Source organism: Aurantimonas litoralis (assembly GCF_026153195.1).
Taxonomy (GTDB): domain Bacteria; phylum Pseudomonadota; class Alphaproteobacteria; order Rhizobiales; family Rhizobiaceae; genus Aurantimonas; species Aurantimonas coralicida.
The window spans coordinates 375,779-392,225 of the sequence record NZ_JAPFBM010000002.1 but is presented as its reverse complement, the minus strand read 5'-3'; the positions used below and the strand labels follow the sequence as shown (position 1 = coordinate 392,225).

Here is a 16,447-nt window from a genome sequence, read left to right as displayed (position 1 = left end):
CGGCCATCATGACCCCCTCAGTTTGTGGATTGCTGCAACGAGACCGGCGGTGGAGCTGTCGCGCCCCTCTGCCGAGGTCTCGCCGGTGATGACGGGAACCAGCCGGTTGGCCAGTTCCTTGCCGAGTTCGACGCCCCACTGATCGAAGGCGTTGATGCCGTAGAGCTGGGCCTCGACGAAGACCCGGTGCTCGTAGAGCGCGATCAGGCGGCCGAGCGTGGCCGGGTCGAGCTGGCGGTAGAGAAGGGTGATCGACGGCCGGTCGCCCGGGAACACGCGATGCGGCGCGATCCGCTCGGCCTGTTCGGGCTCCATGCCGCCGTCGAGAAGCTGCTGGCGCGCCTCGTCGAGCGTGCGCCCCCGCATCAGCGCCTCGCTCTGGGCCAGGCAATTGGCCAGCAGCAGATCCTGATGGACCCGCATCTCGGCCGGCTCGTGGGCATTGGCGCCGACCAGGAACTCGACCGGAATGATGTCGGTGCCTTGGTGGATGAGCTGGAAGAAGGCGTGCTGGCCGTTGGTGCCGGGCTCGCCCCAGACCACCGGACCGCTCACGGGAACGGTTTCACCGTCCAGGCCGACGCGCTTGCCGTTCGATTCCATGTCGAGCTGCTGGAGATAGGCGGGGAAGCGCGACAGCCGCTGGTCGTAGGGGATGACGGCGCGGGTCGGATAATCACAGAGCGCCCGGTGCCAATAGCCGACGAGCCCGAGCAGGACCGGCAGGTTCTGGTCCAGCGGCGCGGTGCGGAAATGCGTGTCCATCTCGCGGGCACCGGCGAGGAAGTCGCGGAAGCCAGACGCGCCGATGGCGATCATCAGCGGCAGGCCGATCGCCGACCAGATCGAGTAGCGACCGCCGACCCAGTCCCAGAAGCCGAAGACGCGCTCCGAGGCGATGCCGAAATCGGCGACTTTGTCGAGCGCCGTGGAGACGGCGACGAAGTGCTCGCCCACCGCGTCCTCGCCCAGCGCGTCGCTGATCCAGCGGCGCGCGGCGGCGGCGTTGGTCATGGTCTCGATGGTGGTGAAGGTCTTCGACGCGATGATGAAGAGCGTCGACGCCGGGTCCAGCGTCTTCAACGTGTCGGCGATATGCGCGCCGTCGACATTGGAGACGAAATGCGTGCGCGGCCCGTCGTGATAGGGCGCCAGGGCCAGGGTTGCCATGGCCGGGCCGAGATCGGAGCCGCCGATGCCGATATTGACCACGTCGGTGATCTGCGTGTCGCGGGCGCCGGTGATGGTGCCGTTGCGCACGCCCTCGGCGAAGGCGCTCATCGCCTTCAGAACGTCCGCCACGGCGCCGCTGACCGGGTTGCCGGCGGCGCGGAAGCTGTCCATCGGCTCGGCGCGCAGCGCCATGTGCAGCACCGAGCGGTCTTCGGTGAAGTTGATCGGCTCGCCGGCGAACATGGCGTCGCGCTGGGCCTCGACACCGCGGCTGCGGGCCAATGCGATCAGGGCGTCACGGGCGTCGTCGTCGATGGCTGTCTTGGAATAGTCGAGGACGAGATCGCCCAGCGCGCCGGAAAATTCCGAATAGCGGCTCGGATCGTCGGAAAACAGCGAGCGGATGCCGCGATCGGCGGTCTGCCGGGCCATGCCGGTCAGTTCCGCGGCCGCAGGAGAAGCGCCGGAATCGGACGTCTGGCTCATGAATTGCCCTGCCATGATGTGTGATGCGGTCGTCGCAAGAAAGCGCCTGCCTGCGGCCTTTTATGCCGGTTGTGGATAGGAGGCAAACGCCGGGTCGGCGCCGCTCATGGCCTGATGTGCACTATTATAGGGCACATATTGGCGATGCTGCAATTCGCGGCGCTCGATTTCGTGAAAGAGGGGCCGGCAGGTACAAAACCTGCCGGCCCTTTCGCTGTCGTCTCAGTCGATCGTGACGGTCTTCACATTCATGAATTCCAGCATGCCCTCATGCGCCAGTTCGCGGCCGTAGCCGGAGCGCTTGACGCCGCCGAAGGGCAGACGCTGGTCGGAGGCGGTCATGCGGTTGATGTGGGTGCCGCCCTGGTCGAGCTCGCGGATGAAGCGTTCCTGCTCGGCCGGCTCGGTGGTCCAGGCCGAACCGCCAAGGCCGAATTCGGAATCATTGGCGAGGTCGATGGCCTCGTCGATCGACTTGACCTTGAACATGATCGCGCAGGGGCCGAACAGCTCTTCGCGATAGGCCGGCGCGCTCTCCGGCACGTCGGCAAGGATCGACGGCTGGAAGAAATAGCCCGGACCCTCCGGCGCTTTGCCGCCGGTCACGAGCTTGGCCCCGGCGCTGACCGATCTGTCGATCTGGTCCTTCAGGTCGTCGACGCCGGCCTTCATGGCCAGCGGGCCCATGCCGGTGTCGTCGGCCATCGGGTCGCCCAGCTTGATGGCTTCGACGGCCTCGGTGTAGCGGCCGAGATAATCCTCGTAGACGTCCTCATGGACGATGAAGCGCTTGGCGGCGATGCAGCTCTGGCCGTTGTTCTGCATGCGGGCGGTGACGCCCACCTCAACCGCCTTGGCGATGTCGGCGGAGGGCATGACGATGAAGGGGTCGGAGCCGCCGAGTTCCAGCACGGTCTTCTTGATCTCGGAGCCGGCCGTGGATGCGACGGCCGAGCCGGCGCCTTCGCTGCCGGTCAGGGTGGCGGCGCGCACGCGGCTGTCCTTGAGGATGCCCTCGACCTTGGAGGAGGAGATCAAGAGGGTCTGGAAGACGCCCTGCGGCGCGTCGGCATCGAGGAAGATGCGCTCGATCTCCAGCGCGCACTGGCTGACATTGGAGGCGTGCTTCAGGATGCCGACATTGCCGGCCATGATCGCCGGGGCGGCGAAGCGCATGCACTGCCAATAGGGGAAGTTCCACGGCATGACCGCCAGAACCGGGCCGATCGGCAGATAGGTCACGAAATTGCGGCCGGCGGGACCGTCCCGCACGTCGTCGGCGACGAATTTCTCGGCGTTCTCGGCGTAGAAGCGCAGGGCGTTGGCGCATTTGCCGACCTCGGCCTCGGCTTCCTTCAGCCGCTTGCCCATCTCCATGGTGGCGATGCGGGCAAGCTCGGTCTTGCGATTGTCCATCTGGTCGGCGGCCCGCATCAGGACCTCGGCGCGCCGGGCGAAGGAGGTCTTGCGCCAGTCGCGGAAGGCCAGATCGGCATTGGCGAGGGTGCGCTCGATATCGGCGTCGGTGTGCGCGGCGAATTCCTCGATGGTCTCGCCCGTCGCCGGATTGATGCTCGTGGGCATGGTCTCTCCTGATGGTCACGCGTCGTTTCATGCACCGGTCCGCGCCGTCCGGCCGGGCCGCTTCGCTAGTTAGCACGAAGCCGGCGCGCGGACAGAGGCGCGGATCGGACCGTCGGACGAAGCCGACGGCGACGGATCAGGTACGTGCGGCCGACAGCTTCTCGATCGCGGCATCGAGGGACTCGCTGGCGGCCTTCACCTCGGGCACGTTCGGGTCGTTCTTCAGGATCTGCTGCAGCGACGAGCGCCATTCCGACAGGATGGTTTCCTTCTCGCTGTCGGACAGCCGGTCGTCCTTCAGGACGTCCTCGGGCTTGTCGTACGAGCCATGGGTCGGGTGATCGAATTTCGACGACATCATTGTCGGTCTCCTGCCTGTCGTTTCGGGGCGGGCGCGGCGGGCCGGACATGCCGGCGCGCTCGTGCCTTCTGCGTCCCCAACGGGCCGACGGCGAGAAAGGTTCATCCGAGAATGTCGAGGCGAGACGCCTGGCGGTGGCGACACTGCGTCACCGCGCTCCGGGTCGGACGTCTAGAACTCGCCTTCGTAGAAAACGCCGACCTCGCCGCCGCCGGAGGAGGTCACCGCGCCGCGGGCGCTGAGGCCCGAGCCAAGATCGAGATCGATGGTCACCCGGCCGCTTGTGTCGACGCCGACATAGGTGTTCTCGTTCAGATACTTGCCGACACCGACCGCGGTGGTGCCGTCGGCGGCGGTGCGGATGTCGAGATCGTCGACGCCGAGCTGCGAGCGCAGATTCTCCAGAAGGCCGCTGCTGCCACCGACGCCGGCCAGCGAGGCCGCCGCCTCAGCGAGCTGGGCGATCTGCAGCGGCGACAGGTCAGAGGTGCCCTGGCCGAAGATCAGCCGCGCCAGCACCTCGTCCTGCGGCAGGGTCGGCTCGGAGGAGAAGTTGAAGCTCGGATCGTCGGCCGGACCGGTGACGGTGATGAACACGGTGGCGTCGCCGGCGGTGGAGCGGGCCACGAGGTCGAGATAGGGCGTCAAGCCACCGGTGAAGCTCAGCCGGCCGCGATCGAAATCGAGGCGCTTGCCGAGGATGGAGAAGCGGCCGCGCTGCAGGTCGAAGCCGCCGACGACATTGGGGAAGGCGGCCGAGCCGGTGATGGTGATCCGGCCGCCGAGTTCGACGTCGAGGCCGCGGCCGCGCACGAACACCCGGTTGGGCGCGTTAAAGGTCAGGTCGAGATCGATGCCGCCGCCGCTATTGCCGCCATCGGCGCGCTCGGGCGAGATCTCGCGCTGCTGCTCGTAGACGGCAGGGGCGGCGTTGCGATGGGTCACGTCGATGCGGGCGAGGGAGCTCGGTAGGTTTTCCGGCACGAGGACGTTGATCTCCTCGGCATTGATCGTGCCCGCCAGACGCGGCGTGCCGGTCAGCGGCCCGGTGATGGTCAGTTCGGCGTCGAGCCTGGCGGTGACGAGTTCCCCCTTGTTGTAGCGGCCGTCGTCGAGCCGGATCGTGATGTCGGCCGGGAAGCCGCCGTCGAGTCCGACCGTCCCGGATACGTCGAGTGTGCCGCCGGCGGAGAGGTTCGCGTCGAAGGCGCGGATCGTCGCGGTGCGCCCGTCGAGCGAGATGGTCGTCGAGATGTCGTTGAGGGCGAGGTTGGCGCCGGTGTCGATGAAGCGCGCGCCGGTGGTCGAGACCGTGCCGACGATCGCGGGCTGGGACACGGGGCCGGTCACGCGGGCATCGACGAGGACGGTGCCCTGCACCGAGCGACCGCCTTCGGCGAGAATCCGGTTGGCGAGCGACAGCGGCGCCGAGCCGTTCAGCGACAGGTCGAGCTGCGGGCCGCCGGCAAGGTTGACCGAGCCGTTGGCGCTGAAGTCGAGGCCGTCGCCGGTCAGGCTGGTGTCGGTGGTGACCACCTGGTCGGCGAAGCGGCCGCTGGTGGTGACGGCCAGGGCGCCGACGCCGGCGGCACGGGTCTGTTGGATCGACACGCCGCTGGCATTGATGTCGTAGGTGACCGCCGGATTGGACGGGGCGCCGGTGGCGCGGACCGTGCCGTTGATGGTGCCCTGCGGGGCAATGCCCGCCGCCGCGGCGCTGGCGATCGAGGCGGGCAGGGCGCTGATCTCGGCGGTGATGTCGAGGGCATTGGCGCCGGCCGAACCGGTGACGGTGATGGCGCCGCCGCCGACGTCGATGCGGGCATTGCCGAGGTTCAGCGTGCCGCCGGCATAGCGGCCCTCCGCCACCGCCTGCAGCGCCGGCGCGCCGGCGGCCCGGCTCTGGGCGACAGACACGTCGGAGGCGGTGATGTCGAAGCTGGCGTCGGGGTCGGAGAGCGATCCGGTGGCCGAGGCCGAGCCGGAGATGGTGCCGCGGGCGCCGAGGCCGTCGACGAAGCCGTTGGCAAGCCCGACGGGCAAGGCGTCGATGGCGACATCGATGGCCAGCCGCTCACCGACGGTGCCGGTGGCCCGGAGCGAGCCGTCGCCCACGATGACGTCGGCGCGCTCGATGGTGGCCGTCCCATCGGCATAGGAGCCGGCGGCGTCGAGGACGAGCGGCGCGACGCCGGACTGGGCGATCTGGCGGGTGGTTATGCCGCTGCCGGCGAGATCGAAGCGGGCCTGCGGATCGGACAGGGAGCCGGTGGCGGTGGCCGAACCGGTGATCGTGCCCTCGGCGCCGAGTCCGTCGACGAAACCATTGGCGAGGCCGACCGGCAGGGCGTCGATGGCGAGGCGGAGGTCGAGCTGTTCGCCGACGGTGCCATTGGCCCTGAGCGAGCCGTCGCCGACGGTCAGGTCGGCGCGCTCAATGGTGGCGGTACCGTTCGCATAGGCGCCGGCGGCATCGAGGGCGAAGGGCGCGACGCCGGACTGGGCGATCTGGCGTGTCGTGATGCCGGTGCCGGAAAGGTCGAAGCGGGCCTGCGGGTCGGCGAGCGAGCCGGTGGCGGTCGCGGTGCCGGAGATCGTGCCCTCGGCGCCGAGATCGGGGGCGATGCCGTTGGCGAGGCCCACCGGGATGGCATTGACGGCGACGCGCAGGTCGAGGGTCTCGCCGACGGTGCCGGTGGCCTTCAGCGAGCCGTCACCGACGGCGATCTCGGCTTCGGAGAGGGTCAGCGTGCCGTCGGCATAGCGGCCGGCGGCGTCCACCGTCAGCGGGTCGATGCCGCTCTCGGCGATGGCGTCGGCGGTGATGCCCGAGCCGGTCAGGTCGAAGCTGGCGGTCGGATTGTCGAGCGTGCCGGTGGCCGTGCCCTTGCCGGAGACCGTGCCGCGGGCTGCCAGGCCATCGACGAAGCCGTTGGCGAGGCCGACCGGCAGATTGGTCATGGTCACGTCGAGGTCGAGGTTCTGGCCGACGCGGCCGGTCGCGACCAGCGAGCCGTCGCCGACATTGATGACGGCGGTTTCCAGCGCGGCGGTGGCGTCGGCGTAGGTGCCGGTCAAACGCAGGGCCAGCGGCGCGACGCCGGAGCGGGCGATCTGCCGGGTGGTGATGCCGGTGCCCGAGACGTCGAAGATGGCTTCAGGGTCGATGGTCGAGCCCGACGCCGAGGCGGTGCCGGACAGTGTGCCGCTGGCGTCGAGGCCGGGGACGAAACCGTTGACCAGGCCGACCGGCAGGCGGCGCATGGCCAGTTCGATGTCGAGCTCTTCGCCGACCGTGCCGGAGGCGCTCAGCGAGCCTTCGCCGACGATCAGTTCGGCGCGGTCGAGGGTCGCGGTGCCGTCGGCATAGGCGCCGGCGACGTCGAGGGTCAGTGGATCGATGCCGGCCGCGGCGATCTCCTCGGCGGTGATGCCGGTGCCGGACAGGGCGAAGGTCGCATGGGGATCGCTGCGCGGACCGGTGGCGGTCGCGGTGCCGGTCAGCGTGCCTTCGGCGTCGAGCCCGTCGACGAAACCGTTGGCCAGCGCCACCGGGACGGAATCCATCGCGACTTCGAGGTCGAGCTGGTCGCCGATCGTGCCGGACGCGTCGAGCGAGCCGTCGCCCAGATCGAGCCTTGCGGTCTGCAGGGTCAGGGTGCCGACGGCATAGCTGCCGGTGAGGTTCGCCTGGATCGCCGGCACGCTGGCGGCGCGCGAACTGGCGACGGCGAGGTCGGTGCCGATAATGGCGAAGGTCGCGGCGGGATCGTTTGCCGCACCGGAGACGGTGGCGGTGCCGCCGATGGTGCCGGCGGCGGCGAGGCCCGGCACGAAGGGATTGGCGGCGGCAGCCGGCACGTCGGTCAGGCGCAGCGCGAGGTCGAGGCTTTCGCCGGCGCTGCCGTCGAGGGAAAGGTCGCCGTCCCCGACATCGACGCGGATGCCGGAGAGGGTCGTCACGCCGTCCTCGATCCGCACGATGGCCTCTTCGGCGAGACGGATCGCGGCGTTCTCGATGTCGGCGGTCAAGCGGGTCAGGCGGACCAGCGTCGTGTCGGGCTCGAACAGCACGTTGCCGGCCAGGGCGAAGGGCACGGCGTTGACCTTCGCCTCGGCGACGAGATCGGTGCCCTGTTCGTCCTCGCGCAGCGCCACGTCGAGGCCGCTGATGGCGATGCCGGGTGCCGCAATGGTGCGGGCGGTGACGGTGCCGGTCGGGCGCGGAATGCCGAGATAGTCCTTCACCGACAGGTCGATGCGGGCGCCGTCGAGCGTGTTGCCGGCAACGGAAAGGCGCTCGCCGGTCAGGTCGATGGCGGCGACGGGCATGCCGTCGTTCTCGACAGTGAGGTCGACCTGACCGACGACGTCGCCGGAGGCGTCGAGGCTGCCGAGCGCGGCCAGCGGGCCGATGTCGCTGACATCGATGGCGAGGGTGCCGACCGGGGCGAAGGCGTCGGTCAGGCGCAGGTCGCCGGTGATGCTGTTGGGACCCTGGCGGATGGCGAGGTCGGTGATCCGGCGGTCGCCATTGTCCAGCGTCTCGACGGTGGCGTTGCCCGACAGGGGCTGGCCGTCGAGCGTGCCGGTGATGGCGACGCTGCCCGAGGGCGAGGCCGGATTGAGCGTACCCCGGGCCTCGACCTTGAGATCGGCGAGTTCGCGGCCGTTGATCGACAGGCCGTTGCCGGAGATCTGCAGATCGACATCGGGCTTTTCGACCGGGCCGGATGCGGTCAGGCTGAATGTCGCCGCACCAGCCAACGCGCCGCTGACGGAGCCGGCCTCGTTGAGCGAACCGGAGATGTCGGCGGAGACCGTATCGTTGGTGAGGGCGGCGGTGCCATCGATCGTCAGGCCGTCGCCGCGCACGGTCAGCGCCTCGGCGCTCAGCGCGCCGTCGGGGGTACGGACGAAGCGGCCGCCCACCGCGAGCTCCTCGCCGGCCAGGGGCACCACGGCCGCCGAGAGGGCACTGGTCTGGAAGCGCGACTGCACGTCGAGCGCGAAGGTCGAGAAGTTCAGCGCGGCCTCGCCCTCGAGCTGCAGATTGGCGACGTCGGTGACCGCCTCGCTCGGCCGGAAGGTCAGTCCCGTGTCGGTCAGGTTGCCGGCAAGCGCGATCTTCACCGGGCCGTTGAGGAAGCGCTGCTGGATACCGTCGGGCGCGGCGACGGACTGGGCCTCCAGATCGGCATCGAAGGCGCCGCGGAAGCCGGTGAGGTCGAAGCCGGCGCTGGCGATCTTCGCGCTGATCCCCTGGGCCTGATATTCGCCGGAACCGGCGCGCGGCAGGCGCAGCGTCAGGTCGAGCGCGGCGGCTGACAGTGCGCCCTTCAGCGTGCCGTCGATGCCGGCAAGCTCGATCCTGGTCTCGCCCGGCGCCTCGCCGAACACGAAGGGGATCGGATCGCCGTCGCGCGAGGCGACCGACAGATTCAGGTCGTTGGCGGTGCCCGACAGGTCCAGGGTGCCGCCGGCCGTCGCCGAGAGCGCGTCGGAGGAGAGGACCGCCTGCTCGATAGCGTAGGTGCCGTCGTCGCGGATCACCATCTGCAGGTCGAGCGCCGTGCCGCCGGCGACGTAGCGCCGGAACTGTTCGGGCACGAAGCGTTCGGCGGCGACGTTGAGCGAGGCCGAGACGCGCAGGCCGGCATCGACGTCGTCGGCGCGGGCGGTGAGGGTGGCCGCGGTTTCTGCGCCGACCTCCAGCGAGCCGTTGGCCATGAAGGCCGACAGCGGCCCGGAGCCATTGATGGTCAGGTCGACGGCCGGGCGGTCGGGAATGTCGAGCAGCGTCGCGACAAGGCCGCCGGCCGGCTCGCTGGCCTTGACGTCGATCTTCAGCTGGTTCTCGGCCGGCGCATAGCCGATCTCCAGCGCGATCTGGCCAGGCTGGTCGAGCCGCTCGATGTCGGCCTTCACGTTCAGATCGGTCGGATCGGCGGCAAGCTGCAGGCTGGCATCGGCGCGCAGGCGGGCGCGGGTTCCGGCGATCGCCTCGCCGAGCACGAATTCGTCAATCGCCAGACGGCGGATATCGGCGGTGATCGAGGGCAGCGAGAAACCGCCGGATTCCTCGTCGGGCGCGGCTTCCGGCTGGCCGGTCGGCAGGCGTTCCAGGACGATGCTGCCGGCAGTCAGCGCGTCGATCGAGACGTTGGAGCGAACGAGAGACAGCGGCGACCAGTCCATGGCGAGGTCGCTGGCGGTCAGGAAGACGCCCTGCGGATCGGAGACGGTGACGTTCTCGATGCGGATCTCGCCGCTCAGCGCGCCCGACAGGCCCTCGATCTTCACCTGCATGGTGTCGGTGGAGACGAGGTTCTCGATCTGGGTCGCGAGGAACTGCTGGGCCTGCGCCGGGCGGCTCGGGGCAAGCGCCACGAAGCCACCCAGGACGAGGGTCGCCGCGATCTGCAGGAGACGTCCGGCACGTATCATCAGAAGGCCTGTCCGATTCCGGCGTAGAACTGGAAGCTGGCGTCGCGCGGGCCCGGATCGAGCGGCACCGCGACGTCGACGCGGATCGGCCCGAAGCTGGTCAGGTAGCGCAGGCCGACGCCGGCGCCGAGCTTGAACTCGTTGAAGTCGGGCACGAGGTCATCCGACACCGTGCCGCCGTCGACAAAGGGTACGATCTGGATCTTGTCGGTCACCGCGACGCGGGCTTCGAGCGAGGCCTCGAACAGCGACAGGCCGCCGGTGGGCGTGTCGGTGAAGTCGGGATTGAAGCCGCTGCCGGCCGGCACGCTGGACGGATAATAGGGGCCGATCGACTGGAATTCGTAGCCGCGGACGGAGCCGCCACCGCCGGCAAAGAAGCGCCGGTCGTTGGGCACTTCGCCGAGATCGGCGCCGAAGATGGTGCCGTAGCCGACGCGGCCGGCGAGGACGAGCCTGTCGTTCTCGGTCAGCGACAGGTAGCTCGACGCGTCGACGCGCGTCTTCACGAAGGCGGCGCCGTCATCGACATTGTAGGTCGGCTCGGCGAAGGCCTTGGCGAAGATGCCCTCGGTCGGGTTCAGCTCGTTGTCGCGGCTGTCGAAGGTGTAGGTCACCGGCACCGAGGCGAGGAGATAGTCCCGCTCGCCGAGGAAGTCGCCGATGGTCTCGTATTCGCCCCGCACCGTGGCGCTCAGCTTCTGCTGCTCGTCGATCTTGTATTCGACGCCGCTGGTAACGGCGACGAATTCGCGGTCATAGGCCAGCGGCTGCTGCCGGCCGGCCTCGATCGAGCCGATATAGACCGAATCGGGACCGAGCACGCCGGGCTTCTTGAACACCAGCGAGGTGGCGTAGTCCGGGCCGCTGATCTCGCGGGCCTCGTCGCTGATCGCGGTGGCGCCGATGCGCGAGATCGAGGCGTCGAGGCGGATCGATTCCGCCCGGCCGAACAGGTTGCGGTAACCGACATAGCCGGACGCGCCGGCGCCCTCGGTGTTGGAGTAGGTGGCGCCCAGGCCGTAGAAGCCGAACTTGCGCTCGGCCACCTCGACCTGCACCGGCAGGGTACCGTCGGCGGCCTGGGCCGCGCCGGGCTTCACCGTCACGCTGGAAAACACGCCGAGCTCGACGAGGCGCTTGCGGGCCGCGGCCAGTTCGTCGGGCGAGAACACCTCGCCGGCCTTCACGCCGGCCATGTAGGCGACGAAGCCGGGATCGACGTCGGTGGTGCCGTCCACCCAGGTCTCGCCGAAGGGGACGATGTCGCCGGGCGACACGTCGAGGGAATAGTCCAGCTCGTCGGTGGCGGCGTCCGCCACGGTCTCGCGGCCGGTCACGGCGACGAAGGGGCGGCCCTGGTTGCGCAGGTCGCGCAGGAGCTTCGCCTCGCCTTCCAGGACGTCGACGGAGTTCGCCGAGCCGCCGCGCACCAGGCCGTATTCGGCCGGATCGACGGGCAGGCCGCCGGTGGTGATCGCCACGCGGCCGAGCTCGTAGACCGGACCGGGCGTCACACGGATCGTCACCGGCACGGGGCGCGAGGTGTCGAATTTCGTGTCCGGCGGCAGGTCGGCGAGGTTGCGGCCCTCGATGAAGATGTCGACGAGGCCGTCGTATCGGGCGTTCTCGTAGAGCGTCGCGACGAGGCGCTTGCGGTCGGTCTTCGCCTTGGCGATCAGGCCGAGCGACCCGGAGACCGGATCGCTGGCGTCGGAGACGAGGACCGAGGCATCGTTCAGGGCTGTTTCGATGTCGCCGTCGGCGGTGACTCCCGGCGCCAGCGACAAGGATGCCGTGTAGGAGATCGGGTTGATGATGTCGGTGGCGTCGTCGGTCTCGTCCTCGAAGAACTTGAATCCGAAGATCTCGAAGGCCGCGGCGCGCTGCGGAGCCGCCATGACGAGCACCGCCCCGAGGGCAGCACGTGCAAGCATGTGGCTGGTGTGGAACCGATACCGCAAAGACGCCAGTTTCCCGTTGACCGCATTGACCGTTGGAGCGGCACCCGAAGCCGGCTTCACGATGTCCGGTGACGGCGCGCGAAAGGCCGCCGCGACCCCTCCTCGGGCTGGCGGTCAGCATGCTGGGATTTGATGAAATAACAACCTACTGGCGGGGATATTTCGTCCGGTGACGTTAACGTGTAGCTGATTTCCGCCGGTTCCGTGCCGCCGGGGTCACACCTGTCGGAACGTCATTGCGACGCTTGGCCGCGAGGTCGGGCGGCGGACGATTTGAACGGCAGGCGCCGGCCTCTCCGCGCCGGTGGTTTCGGCTGCAACCAGACCCGCGCCGGCGACGCCGTACCATGGAACGATTCTGAAAAGCGCTTGAAGCGATCCCCGGCAAAGGGCAAGCTCGCGCCGGAGCCGTGGCGTGGGTAGTCGACGCCTCGCAGACATTCGCCCGTCCGGCAGCGATGCGGGACGATGCGATCAGACCCCCGGGGAGGATATCGATGAGTGACGTGACGATCACGGTGAACGGTCGGGAGATGAAGGGCGCGGTCGAAGACCGCACGCTGCTCGTCACCTTCCTGCGCGAAAATCTCGGCCTGACCGGCACCCATGTCGGCTGCGACACCTCGCAGTGCGGGGCCTGCGTGGTCCATGTGGACGGCAAGGCCGTGAAGTCCTGCACCATGCTGGCCGTCCAGGCCTCGGGCGCCTCGGTGACGACGATCGAGGGACTGGCCGACGGCGCCGAGCTGCATCCGGTGCAGACGGCCTTCCGGGAGCATCACGGCTTGCAGTGCGGCTTCTGCACCCCGGGCATGATCATGACGGCGGTCGACCTGATCCGCCAGCACGGCAGCGCGCTCGACGAGAAGGCCGTGCGCGACGGCCTGGAGGGCAACATCTGCCGCTGCACCGGCTACCACAACATCGTCAAGGCGATCCTGGCCGCCGCCGGCGCATCGCAGCCGCAGCAGGTCGCGGCCGAATAGGGAGGCAGGGCGGCCTTCGGGTCGCCATGGATCAGGGCGGCCGCAGCGATCCCGACGGTGATCCCGGCCCCCAGCGAAAATTGGGAGGTTTTCTATGGGTATCGAAGGCATCGGCGCAAAGGTTCTGCGCAAGGAGGATCGCCGGTTCATCACCGGACGTGGCCGCTATGTCGACGACATGGTCGTGCCGGGCATGAAATACGCGGCGTTCGTGCGCTCGCCCCATGCCCATGCGACGATCTCCGGCATCGACATGGACGAGGCCAAGGGAATGCCGGGCGTCATCGGCATCCTGACCGGCGAGCAGCTGCAGGGCGACGGCATCGGCAATCTGATCTGCGGCTGGGCGGTGTCCTCCAAGGACGGTACGCCGATGAAGATGGGCGCCTGGCCGGCGCTGGCGGTGGAGAAGGTCCGCCATGTGGGCCAGGCCGTGGCGGTGGTCGTCGCCGAAACCCAGATGCAGGCACGCGACGCGGCCGAAGCGGTGATGGTCGACTATGACGAGCTGCCCGCCGTGGTCAGCGCCGTCGAGGCGCTGAAGGATGGCGCGCCGCAGCTCCATCCGGAAGCCGAGAACAACCTGATCTTTGACTGGGAACTGGGCGACAAGGGCGCGACCGACGCGGCCTTCACCAATGCCGCCCACGTTACCAAGCTGCACATCGTCAACAACCGGCTGGTGCCGAACCCGATGGAGCCGCGCGCGGCACTCGGCCATTACGACGCCGCCGACGATCACTACACCTGCTGGACCACCTCGCAGAACCCGCATGTCGCGCGGCTGGTGATGAGCGCCTTCTACAATGTCGCGCCGGAGCACAAGCTGCGGGTGATCGCGCCGGATGTGGGCGGCGGCTTCGGCTCCAAGATCTACATCTATCCCGAAGAGATCGTCTGCCTGTGGGCATCCAAGCGCACCGGCGTGCCGGTGAAGTGGACGTCCGATCGCACCGAGGCGTTCCTGACCGACGCCCATGGCCGCGACCACGTCACCGAAGTCGAGATGGCGCTGGACGCCGACAACAAGATCCTCGGCCTCAAGGTCGACACGGTGGCCAATCTGGGCGCCTACATGTCGCTGTTCTCGTCGGCGACCCCGACCTATCTCTACGCGACGCTCCTGTCGGGCCAGTACGACATCCCGGCGATCCACGCCAATGTCAGGGCCGTCTACACCAACACCGTGCCGGTGGACGCCTATCGCGGCGCCGGCCGGCCCGAGGCGACCTACGTCATCGAGCGGACCATGGAGACGGCGGCGCGCGAGCTCGGCGTCTCGCCGGCGGAACTGCGCCGCAAGAACTTCATCCGCTCCTTCCCGCACCAGACGCCGGTCATCATGGCCTATGACGCGGGCGATTTCGACGCGACGCTGGATGCCGGCATGCAGGCGGCGGACGTCGCCGGCTTCGAGGCCCGCCGGGCCGAGGCACAGTCGCGCGGCAAGCTGCGCGGCCTCGGCATGAGCTGCTACATCGAGGCCTGCGGCATCGCGCCGTCGAAGGCGGTGGGCTCGCTCGGCGCCGGCGTCGGCCTGTGGGAATCGGCCGAGGTCCGGGTCAATCCGGTCGGCACGATCGAGATCCTCACCGGCTCGCACAGTCACGGCCAGGGCCACGAGACGACCTTCGCCCAGCTCGTCGCCGAGCGTTTCGGCCTCCCGGTCGACAACGTCCAGGTGATCCATGGCGACACCGACAAGGTGCAGTTCGGCATGGGCACCTACGGCTCGCGCTCCGGCGCGGTGGGCATGTCTGCGATCCACAAGGCGCTCGACAAGGTCGAGGCCAAGGCCAAGAAGATCGCCGCGCATCTGCTGGAAGCCGACGAGGGCGACATCGTCATCGAGAATGGCGAGGTAAAGGTCGCGGGCACCGACAAGTCGCTCGGCTGGCACGAGGTCTGTCTCGGCGCCTATACCGGCCACAATCTGCCGGACGGCATGGAGCCCGGCCTGAAGGAAGGCGCGTTCTACGATCCGACCAACTTCACCTTCCCGGCCGGGTGCTACATCTGCGAGGTCGAGGTGGATCCGGAGACCGGCACCACCGAGATCGTGCAGTTCGTCGCCGCCGACGATTTCGGCCGGGTGATCAACCCGATGATCGTCGAGGGACAGGTGCATGGCGGTCTCGCCCAGGGCATCGGCCAGGCGCTCCTGGAAGGCGCCCATTACGACGAGACCGGCCAGCTCGTGACGGCGTCCTACATGGACTACGCCATGCCGCGGGCCTGGGACCTGCCGATGTTCGACGTGTCGACCAACGAGACGCTGTGCCCCGGCAATCCGCTCGGCATGAAGGGCTGCGGCGAGGCCGGCGCGATCGGTTCGCCGCCGGCCGTCATCAACGCCATCACCGATGCCATCGGCAACAACGACCTGACCATGCCGGCGACGCCGCAGAAGGTGTGGCGGGCGCTCCACGCCGTCACCTGACGGCGGCCTGATCGTCCGGCGGCCGCAGACCGGCCGCCGGCAGCGTTCCGGGACCCCTGGTCCCATCGAGACAGCCGCGCCGCGCGGCCCGCGCCTGAACAGGACAGGCGCGACCCGGCGCCAAGGGAGACCTGAGATGTACGAGACCACCTATCATCGCCCCTCGACCCTCGACGAGGCCGTCCGGCTGGTCGGCGACAGCGGCGGGGAGGGCAAGTTCCTCTCCGGCGGGATGACGCTGATCCCGACCATGAAGCAGCGCCTCGCCGCGCCGACGGCGCTGGTCGACCTGCGCCATGTCGCCGAGCTCAAGGGCATCAGCGTCGAGGGCCGCGCGATCCGCATCGGCGGCGGCACGACCCATGCCGAGATCGCCGCCCATGAAGGGATCAAGTCGACCTGTCCGGGCTTTGCCTCGCTGGCCGGGCTGATCGGCGACATCGCCGTGCGCCACATGGGCACGATCGGCGGCTCGGTCGCCAATTACGATCCGGCCGCCGATTATCCGGCCGCCCTGAAGGCGATGGGCGCGACGATTCACACCTCGAAGCGCGAGATGCCGGCGGACGAATTCTTCGTCAGCCTGTTCGAGACGGCGCTGGAAGAGGACGAGATCGTCACCGCGGTGTCCTTCGAGGCGCCGGACCAGTGCGGCTACGAGAAGTTTCGCAACCCGGCCTCGCGCTACGCCATGTGCGGCGTATTCGTCGCCAAGCGCGGCGATGGCGTGAAGGTCGGCGTCACCGGCGCGGGCTCGAACGGCACCTTCCGCTGGGAAGCAGCCGAGCAGGCGCTGTCGGCGAATTTCGACGGCTCCGCCATCGAGGGGCTGTCGGTCGATCCGAGCGACATGCTGGCCGATCTGCACGGCTCGTCGGATTACCGGGCGAACCTCGTCAAGGTCGTCACCAAGCGGGCGGTCGCCAAGGCGCAGTCCCACTAGGCTTCGACAAAGCTTTCATGATGCGACGGCCGGGCTTCCGCCCGGCCGTTTTCGTTTGTGGGC

8 protein-coding genes are annotated in these 16,447 nt (G+C 68.9%); 3 read left to right on the top strand and 5 right to left on the bottom strand.

All coding sequences use genetic code 11. The features are described 5' to 3' along the window. Positions 1–6: 6 nt before the first annotated feature. The 5 genes from pgi to N7I30_RS06620 form a co-directional block, all read right to left on the bottom strand. Positions 7–1,659 carry a glucose-6-phosphate isomerase gene (gene pgi / locus N7I30_RS06640; RefSeq protein WP_498637602.1) on the bottom strand — a complete coding sequence of 551 codons (1,653 nt, stop codon included), beginning with the start codon at positions 1,657–1,659 and terminating at the stop codon, positions 7–9. A gap of 222 nt (positions 1,660–1,881) precedes the next feature. Beyond that, positions 1,882–3,243, bottom strand: a complete 1,362-nt coding sequence (locus tag N7I30_RS06635; RefSeq protein WP_230786783.1) for an NAD-dependent succinate-semialdehyde dehydrogenase — start codon at positions 3,241–3,243, stop codon at positions 1,882–1,884. Positions 3,244–3,379: 136 nt separating this feature from the next. Continuing rightward, the gene (locus N7I30_RS06630; protein WP_498637600.1) at positions 3,380–3,604 is read right to left on the bottom strand and encodes a hypothetical protein; all 225 of its coding nucleotides are present in this window, start codon (positions 3,602–3,604) and stop codon (positions 3,380–3,382) included. Positions 3,605–3,775: 171 nt separating this feature from the next. Then, positions 3,776–10,051 carry a translocation/assembly module TamB domain-containing protein gene (locus N7I30_RS06625; RefSeq protein WP_498637598.1) on the bottom strand — a complete coding sequence of 2,092 codons (6,276 nt, stop codon included), beginning with the start codon at positions 10,049–10,051 and terminating at the stop codon, positions 3,776–3,778. Further along, entirely contained in the window at positions 10,051–11,988 is a 1,938-nt protein-coding gene (locus N7I30_RS06620; protein ID WP_498637596.1) for an autotransporter assembly complex protein TamA, read from the bottom strand. The genes N7I30_RS06625 and N7I30_RS06620 overlap by 1 nt, the downstream gene beginning before the upstream one ends. 524 nt (positions 11,989–12,512) lie before the next feature. On the opposite strand from N7I30_RS06620, the gene N7I30_RS06615 reads away from it, so the two are divergent. The 3 genes from N7I30_RS06615 (at position 12,513) to N7I30_RS06605 (ending at position 16,384) form a co-directional block, all read left to right on the top strand. Continuing rightward, on the top strand, positions 12,513–13,001 hold the full coding sequence (locus tag N7I30_RS06615; RefSeq protein WP_024349230.1) for a (2Fe-2S)-binding protein: 489 nt from the start codon (positions 12,513–12,515) through the stop codon (positions 12,999–13,001). Positions 13,002–13,095: 94 nt separating this feature from the next. After that, positions 13,096–15,441, top strand: coding sequence for a xanthine dehydrogenase family protein molybdopterin-binding subunit (locus N7I30_RS06610; protein WP_498637594.1), 2,346 nt, complete (start codon positions 13,096–13,098; stop codon positions 15,439–15,441). A 136-nt stretch (positions 15,442–15,577) separates the two neighbouring features. Then, complete coding sequence (locus N7I30_RS06605) at positions 15,578–16,384, top strand: FAD binding domain-containing protein (protein WP_498637592.1); 807 nt, start codon at positions 15,578–15,580, stop codon at positions 16,382–16,384. The last annotated feature ends 63 nt before the right edge of the window (positions 16,385–16,447 follow it).

What these genes read in the sequence shown, in the direction of transcription:
- pgi (WP_498637602.1), bottom strand. Translation starts at nt 1,659, where the DNA reads ATGAGCCAGACGTCCGATTCCGGCGCTTCTCCTGCGGCCGCGGAACTG.
- N7I30_RS06625 (WP_498637598.1), bottom strand. Translation starts at nt 10,051, where the DNA reads ATGATACGTGCCGGACGTCTCCTGCAGATCGCGGCGACCCTCGTCCTG.
- N7I30_RS06620 (WP_498637596.1), bottom strand. Translation starts at nt 11,988, where the DNA reads ATGCTTGCACGTGCTGCCCTCGGGGCGGTGCTCGTCATGGCGGCTCCG.
- N7I30_RS06630 (WP_498637600.1), bottom strand. Translation starts at nt 3,604, where the DNA reads ATGATGTCGTCGAAATTCGATCACCCGACCCATGGCTCGTACGACAAG.
- N7I30_RS06635 (WP_230786783.1), bottom strand. Translation starts at nt 3,243, where the DNA reads ATGCCCACGAGCATCAATCCGGCGACGGGCGAGACCATCGAGGAATTC.
- N7I30_RS06615 (WP_024349230.1), top strand. Translation starts at nt 12,513, where the DNA reads ATGAGTGACGTGACGATCACGGTGAACGGTCGGGAGATGAAGGGCGCG.
- N7I30_RS06610 (WP_498637594.1), top strand. Translation starts at nt 13,096, where the DNA reads ATGGGTATCGAAGGCATCGGCGCAAAGGTTCTGCGCAAGGAGGATCGC.
- N7I30_RS06605 (WP_498637592.1), top strand. Translation starts at nt 15,578, where the DNA reads ATGTACGAGACCACCTATCATCGCCCCTCGACCCTCGACGAGGCCGTC.